Source organism: Azospirillum sp. UFLA03-27, assembly GCF_059803775.1.
On record NZ_JAUQTX010000013.1, the window covers coordinates 42,516 to 49,638 of the forward strand.

A 7,123-nucleotide genomic window follows, 5' to 3' on the forward strand; every position below is an offset into this window, starting at 1 on the left:
AATTATGGTTATAGAGCTTGCTGCGGTGCAGCGCCACCGTTTAAAACGATTCCAATATGTCAGGCATCCTCAGCCAGCCGCAGGCCGGTGAAGGACAGGCGGGACTCCGGCCGCAGGTAATGCCGGGTCGTCGGGTTGGCGTGGTCGAAGGGGGTGACGCAGCTGCCGCCCCGCAACACCATGCGGTTGATCATGAAGCGGCCATGAACGGCCTCGTCCACCCCGTCCGGTAGACGGTAGCCGGGATAGGGGGCGAAGGGGCTGCGCGTCCATTCCCAAACGTCGCCGAACAATTGCCACGGGCCGTCGCCGTGGCAGGTGCTGGGGCGCGGGTGGCGGTTGCCGGTGCCCAGCAGGTTGCCCATGCTGTCGCAGCGGGACGCCAGGGCCTCCCATTCGGCTTCCTCGGGCAGACGCTTGCCGGCCCAGCGGGCGAAGGCGTCGGCCTCGAACCAACTGACATGGCAGACCGGCTCGGCGGGATCGAGCGGGCGCATGCCGTAGAGGGTGAAGATCTGCCACGCGCCGTCGCGCCATTCCCAGTAAAGCGGGGCCTGCCACCCCTCGGTCTGCACCGCCTCCCAGCCATCGGCGAGCCAGAGCGCGCGTTTCGCGTAGCCCCCATCCTCGATGAAGTCCCGGAAGGCGCCGCAGGACACCGGCAGGGCGGCGAGGCGGAAGGGTTCAAGATGGGTGCGGTGGCGCGGCCCCTCATGGTCGAAGCCAGCCCCGGCATTGGTCAACCCGATCTCGACGATGCCGCCTTCATGCTCGATCCAGCGTTCCAGCTGCGGCGGAGTCGGAACCGCCTGTGGCGGCTGGTCGTAGGCGGGGCGCAGCGGGTTGCTCCAGAAGGCGTGCTTGATGTGGGTCAGCAGCCGTTCCTGGTGGCGCCGCTCATGCGTGATGCCGACGATCACGCGGTCGGCGATTTCCGGCAGGTCGGCCTCGTCGGCTTGGTTCAGCAGGTGCAGCACCGCGGCGTTCACATGGTCGCGGTAGCGCATCACCTCCGCCGCGTTGGGCCGGGAGAGCAGGCGCAGGGTGGGGGAAGGAAGCTGGTGGCTGCCGAACCGGTCGTCGCGGGCGGCGAACAACGTCAGGAAGGCCGGGTCGAAGGGACGGTAACCGGGATTGCAGGGCACCAGGACGGTGGTTTCGAACAGCCACGTCGTGTGGGCGAGGTGCCATTTGGCCGGCGCGCCGTCGGCCACCGATTGGACCATCAAGTCCTCGGGCGACAAGGGCGCTGCGAGTTCGGCGGTGCGGGCGCGGATCTTCTGGAAACGGGTGGAGAGAGTTTGGCGAAGAGCGTCACCGGACGGCTGGGCGTGCGTGGCGAGATGGGTGTCGGGCACGGGGGAACCTCCCTGCGGGAGCGGGTTTTCCGCGGCGGGAACGGCGCGGGAACGCGCCCGGACCCCGCCGGAGAAACAACAGGCCCATTGTGCCGCATGGTCCAACCATCCTGGGTGGCGCATCGGAGGGGGGCTTTCTCCGAATTCGCGCATCACAGCCACGGTGGGACTGTGGTCAGGCGTCCACCACCAGATGCGGACGGAAGGCGCCTTCGAGCGTCAGAAGAAGGCGCAGATACACGGCAACGCGCCGCGATGTCGTCGTCCGCTGCTCCAGGCAATCGCGGAGCTGATTGGCGAGAGCCACATTCTCCGCCGTCTGCCCGGGCGGAAGCGCCGGGTGCGTCGGCGCCGCCATGCCGACGATGTGGTCATGGTCGACCGACTGGGCCGCGACGGCTTTCTCGAGAAGCGCCGCCGCGATGCGTTCGATGTCCTCATCCGCCGGCGGCGGCTGGGCGAGGTTGGGGGCGAGGTGCGGCGGCGGACGGCGGTTGGCGAGCTGCGCGCGCAGATTCTGCTTGATGCGCGCCCGCTGCCCGGCGTTCAGCGTGTCCAGCTCATCGATCTCGTCGAACAGCAGGTCGTAGAGGCGCCGCCGCTTGTGGTTGGCCTCGTCCTGGTCGCGGCGCTCCTGCTGCTCGCGCTCCTGCTGTTGCAGGTCCTGCCGATTCTGCCGCCGTTTCCTGCGGTCGGTCGCGCTGCCGGTGCGCTCCACCACGCCGGCCGAGCGGATCAGAGGCTCTGGGCGTCCGATCGAACCGTCGGTCATGGCGACCTCCACCGAAAGTGGCTGGGACTGTTCAGTCTACCAACGGTCGCGATTCTGTCAAGGTGACGCTTTGGCTTGCGGCGGAGGCCCCGTTTCAGGTGAGCGTTGCTCACCCGAACACGCGGCGTACTCGTTTGTCAGGGACTGGCTCGGGCTCGACAGTGGGGCATCCCAAACGCAGGACAAAAGGACCGCGCCATGTCCCTGACGACCAAACACGCCGACCCCGCCAATCCCGTGCTGTGCGTCACCGCCGGGGGGATCGCCACCCTCACCCTGAACCGCCCCGCCAAGCTGAACGCCATCAGCACGGCGCTGGCCGCCGCCATGCTCGACACACTGGACGCGCTGGAGGCCGACGCGGCGGTGCGGGCCATCATCGTCACCGGCGCCGGGGAGCGGGCCTTCTCCGCCGGGGCGGACATTGCGGAGTTCACCCCGGCCGTCCGGCGGGGACCGGAGGCGGCGGTGCGCGCCTTCCGGCCCGGACAGACGCTGTGCGCGCGCATCGAGTCCTTCCCCAAGCCCATCATCGCCGCGGTCAACGGCATCTGCTACGGCGGCGGCTGCGAGATCCTGGAGGCGGCGCACCTCGCCGTGGCCAGCGAGCGGGCGAGTTTCTCCAAGGCGGAGATCAAGCTCGGCATGATGCCGACCTTCGGCGGGACGCAGCGGCTTCCCCGCAACGCCGGGCGCAAGCGGGCCCTGGAATGGCTGCTGACCGGCGACGCCTTCCCGCCGGCGACGGCGCTGGCGGTGGGGCTGGTCAATCAGGTGGTGGCCCACGACGCGCTGCTGCCCGCGGCCTTCGAACTGGCCGGGCGGATCGTCCGGCATTCCCCGGCGGCGGTGTCCGGCATCCTGGGGGCGGTGACCCGCGGGCTGAACATGACCATCGGCGAAGGGCTGGCGGTGGAGGCCGAGCGCTTCGCCCGGCTGGCACCGGGGGCCGACCTGCGCGACGGGCTGGAGGCGTGGCTGGCGCGCTGAATCACGCTCCTTGCGGGGGATCGTCCGGCATTTCGGTTTGCGCGGGGGCGTGCCGGTGTGCAGGATGCGGGGGTGGATGTGGACCGCTCCGCCCCCTATCTTCCGGGGCCGGGGCTTTTTGGCGTGGATGGCATGAGCGACGAGAACACCCTGTCCGAGAGCGGCGAATCCCTGGAAAACCGGCGCAAGCGGCTGCGCTTCCGGTCGTGGCACCGCGGCATGCGCGAGATGGACCTGCTGATCGGCAGCTTCGCCGACGCCCATGTCCCGGACTTCGACCATGCGCAGCTCGACCGCTACGAGGCGCTGCTCGAACTCAGCGACCCCGACCTCTACAACTGGTACGCCGGGCGCGAGCCGCTGCCCGCCGAGCATGACACCGACGTCATGCAGCTGTTGACCAAGTTCCGCTACACGCCCCGTCAGGGGTCCTGAGGCCCGATCCTTGCCCAGCTTCGAACAGTTGCAGCCGGGACGCTCCGGCCGCCTTCTGGTCGGCGGCGCCCCCGCCGGTCATGACGCCCGCGTCCTCGCCGACCTCGCCAAGCGGGCGGGGAGCGCCGGACTTCTCCACGTCGCGCTCGACGACACCCGCGCCGCCCAGCTGGCGGAGGCGCTGGCCTTCTTCGCGCCGTCGCTGGAGGTGCAGGTCTTCCCGGCCTGGGACTGCCTGCCCTACGACCGGGTGTCGCCCAACGGCGGTATCGTGGCGAAGCGTATCGACACGCTGACCCGCCTGCTGGCGCGCAAGGCGGACGCGGCTCCGCTGGTCGTGCTGACCACCGTCAACGCCATGGTCCAGAAGGTGCCGCCCCGCGCCGCCTTCCGCGACGCGGTGTTCTCGGCGAAGCTGCGCGACCGGATCGACCTGGAGAAGCTGCAGCGCTATCTGGCCGGCAACGGCTACACCCGGGCCCAGACGGTGCGCGAGCCGGGCGAGTTCGCCGTGCGCGGCGGCATCGTCGACCTGTTCCCGCCGGGCACCGACGAGCCGCTGCGCCTCGACCTGTTCGGCGACGAGCTGGAGGCCGTGCGCAGCTTCGATCCCATGTCGCAGCGCACCACCGACAAGCGCGACGGCATCGACCTGAAGCCGATGTCGGAGGTGTTCCTGGACGAGGCGGGGATCGCCCGCTTCCGCTCCGGCTACCGCGAGCTGTTCGGCGCCGTCACCGACGACGACCCGCTCTACGAGGCGATCAGCGCCGGGCGCAAGTACGGCGGCATGGAGCACTGGCTGCCGCTGTTCCACGAGACGATGGAATCGCTGCTGGCCTACATGCCCAAGGCCATCCTGTCGCTGGATCATCAGGCGACGGAGGCGCGCGATTCGCGGATCGCTCAGGTGGTGGACTTCCACGCCTCCCGCGAGAGCATGATCGTCATCGAGAAGCGGACGGGATCGCCGGTCTACAAGCCGGTGCCGGTCGGCATGATGTTCCTCGACGCCCAGGCCTGGGACGACCTGTTCGCCGCCCACGCCGTGGCGCAGCTCCAACCCTTCGGCACGCCGCCGGGCATCAAGGGCACGCTGGACGCCGGCGGGCGCCGCGGCCACGACTTCGCCGAGGAGCGGGCGCGCCCCGACGTCAACGTCTTCGAGGCGGTGAAGGACCACATCCGCGCCCTTCGGGCCGACGGGCGGCGCGTGCTGGTAGCCGGCTATTCCGCCGGCTCCCGCGACCGTCTGATGACGGTGCTGGGCGACCACGGCATTCCGGGGCTGGAGCCGGCGGAGAGCATCGAGGACGTCCGCCGCTTCGACCGCAACATCATCGGCATGATCGTGCTGGGGATGGAGCACGGCTTCACCTCCGCCGACATGGCCGTCATCACCGAGCAGGACATCCTCGGCGACCGCCTTGTCCGCCCGGCGGCGAAGAAGAAGCGCAAGGCCGCCAACTTCATCGCCGAATACACGGCGCTGGCCGCGGGCGACCTCGTGGTGCACATGGACCACGGCATCGGGCGCTACGACGGGCTGGAGACGCTGGAGGTGTCCGGGGCGCCGCACGACTGCCTGCGGCTGATCTACGAGGGCGGCGACAAGCTCTATGTCCCCGTCGAGAACATCGAGGTGCTGACCCGCTACGGGTCGGAGGACGCGCACGCGCAGCTCGACAAGCTGGGCGGGGCCGGCTGGCAGGGCCGCAAGGCCCGCGTCAAGAAGCGCCTGAAGGACATGGCCGAGGCGCTGCTGAAGATCGCCGCCGAGCGCATGCTGAAGAAGGCCGATCCGGTCTACACGCCGGAGGGCGTCTATCAGGAGTTCGCCGCCCGCTTCCCCTACCCGGAGACCGACGACCAGCTGAAGGTCATCGAGGAGGTCTTCACCGATCTCGGTTCGGGCCGTCCGATGGACCGTCTGGTCTGCGGCGACGTCGGCTTCGGCAAGACGGAGGTGGCTCTGCGCGCCGCCTTCCTCGTCGCCATGAGCGGCCAGCAGGTCGCCGTGGTGGTGCCGACCACGCTGCTGGCGCGCCAGCATTTCAAGACCTTCACCACGCGCTTCGCGGGGTTGCCGCTGCGCATCGTGCAACTGTCGCGCATGGTCACCGCCAAGGAGCAGACCAAGGTCAAGCAGGAGCTGACGGAGGGCACCGCCGACATCGTGATCGGCACCCACGCTCTGCTCGGCAAGGGCGTGCAGTTCAAGCAGCTCGGCATGGTCATCGTCGACGAGGAGCAGCATTTCGGCGTCAAGCAGAAGGAGCGGCTGAAGGAGCTGCGCGCCGACGTGCACGTCCTGACGCTGACCGCCACGCCGATCCCGCGCACGCTCCAGATGGCGCTGAGTGGTGTTCGCGAGCTGTCGCTGATCGCCACCCCGCCGGTGGACCGTCTGGCGGTGCGCACCTTCGTGCTGCCCTACGACCCGGTGGTGGTGCGCGAGGCGATCCTGCGCGAGCATTATCGGGGTGGCCAGACCTTCTACGTCTGCCCCCGTGTCGAGGACCTGCCCAAGGTCGCCGAGCGGGTGCGGGAACTGGTGCCCGAGGTCAAGATCGTCACCGCCCACGGCCAGATGCCGGCCAGCGAGCTGGAAGAGGTGATGACCGCCTTCGACGAGGGCAAGTTCGAGGTGCTGCTCGCCACCAACATCATCGAGAGCGGCATCGACATCCCCAACGCCAACACGCTGATCGTGCACCGGGCAGACATGTTCGGCCTGGCCCAGCTCTACCAGATCCGCGGGCGCGTCGGCCGGTCGAAGGTGCGCGGCTACGCCTACCTCACCTACGCGCCGAACAAGCCGCTTACCGGAACGGCGCAGCAGCGGCTGCACGTCATCGAGACGCTGGACAGCCTGGGCGCCGGCTTCCAGCTCGCCAGCCACGACATGGACATCCGCGGCGCCGGCAACCTGCTGGGCGAGGAGCAGTCGGGGCACGTCAAGGAGGTCGGCGTCGAGCTGTACCAGCACATGCTGGAGGAGGCCGTCGCCAACGCCCGCGCCAACATGGACGGGCAGGTGCCGAGCGGTGCGGAGGACCAGCCCTGGACCCCGCAAATCAACCTGGGCACTCCGGTGCTGATTCCGGAGGAGTATGTTCCCGATCTGACGGTGCGCCTGTCGCTCTACCGCCGCATCGCTGATCTGGTGGACCGGGCGGAGATCGACGGCTTCGCGGCGGAGCTGATCGACCGCTTCGGAAAGCTGCCGGGCGAGGTGGAGAACCTGCTCGACGTGGTGACCATCAAGCAGCTCTGCCGTCAGGCGGGGGTGGAGCGGGTGGACGCCGGGCCGAAGGGCGCCGTGCTGACCTTCCGCAACAACAGCTACGCCGAGCCGGCCAAGCTGCTGACCTACATCAGCCAGCAGATCAGCCTGATGAAGCTGCGGCCCGACCACAAGCTGGTCTACACCCGCGAATGGACCGACGAGGCCCAGCGGGTGCGCGGCGTCAACCGGTTGATGAGCGATCTCGCCCAGATGGCCGGCGGCGGGGCTGTGCCGAAGGGCTGTCTCTTATACACATCTCCGAGCCCACGAGACTATAAC

Annotated in this window: 5 protein-coding genes; 3 read left to right on the plus strand and 2 right to left on the minus strand. The window is 69.1% G+C overall.

What is annotated here, in order from left to right; genetic code table 11:
* Positions 1-59: 59 nt before the first annotated feature.
* On the minus strand, positions 60-1,358 hold the full coding sequence (gene egtB / locus Q4I23_RS03735) for an ergothioneine biosynthesis protein EgtB (RefSeq protein WP_454018512.1): 1,299 nt from the start codon (positions 1,356-1,358) through the stop codon (positions 60-62).
* A gap of 175 nt (positions 1,359-1,533) precedes the next feature.
* On the minus strand, positions 1,534-2,130 hold the full coding sequence (locus Q4I23_RS03740; protein WP_498525347.1) for a hypothetical protein: 597 nt from the start codon (positions 2,128-2,130) through the stop codon (positions 1,534-1,536).
* Positions 2,131-2,328: 198 nt separating this feature from the next.
* Between Q4I23_RS03740 and Q4I23_RS03745 the strand changes: the two genes are divergently transcribed.
* The 3 genes from Q4I23_RS03745 to mfd all read left to right on the plus strand — a co-directional run.
* A complete protein-coding gene (locus tag Q4I23_RS03745; RefSeq protein WP_498525348.1) occupies positions 2,329-3,120 on the plus strand; it encodes a crotonase/enoyl-CoA hydratase family protein in 792 nt (263 codons plus the stop codon).
* Between the two features lie 132 nt (positions 3,121-3,252).
* The gene (locus Q4I23_RS03750) at positions 3,253-3,555 is read left to right on the plus strand and encodes an FAD assembly factor SdhE (protein ID WP_038530795.1); all 303 of its coding nucleotides are present in this window, start codon (positions 3,253-3,255) and stop codon (positions 3,553-3,555) included.
* A 10-nt stretch (positions 3,556-3,565) separates the two neighbouring features.
* Positions 3,566-7,123: transcription-repair coupling factor (gene mfd, locus Q4I23_RS03755; protein ID WP_498525349.1), on the plus strand; the 3,558-nt coding region annotated here is incomplete at its 3' end.

Excerpts from the sequence above, each read along its gene's own strand:
- Q4I23_RS03745 (WP_498525348.1), top strand. The coding sequence starts at position 2,329 with ATGTCCCTGACGACCAAACACGCCGACCCCGCCAATCCCGTGCTGTGC.
- Q4I23_RS03750 (WP_038530795.1), top strand. The coding sequence starts at position 3,253 with ATGAGCGACGAGAACACCCTGTCCGAGAGCGGCGAATCCCTGGAAAAC.
- Q4I23_RS03740 (WP_498525347.1), bottom strand. The coding sequence starts at position 2,130 with ATGACCGACGGTTCGATCGGACGCCCAGAGCCTCTGATCCGCTCGGCC.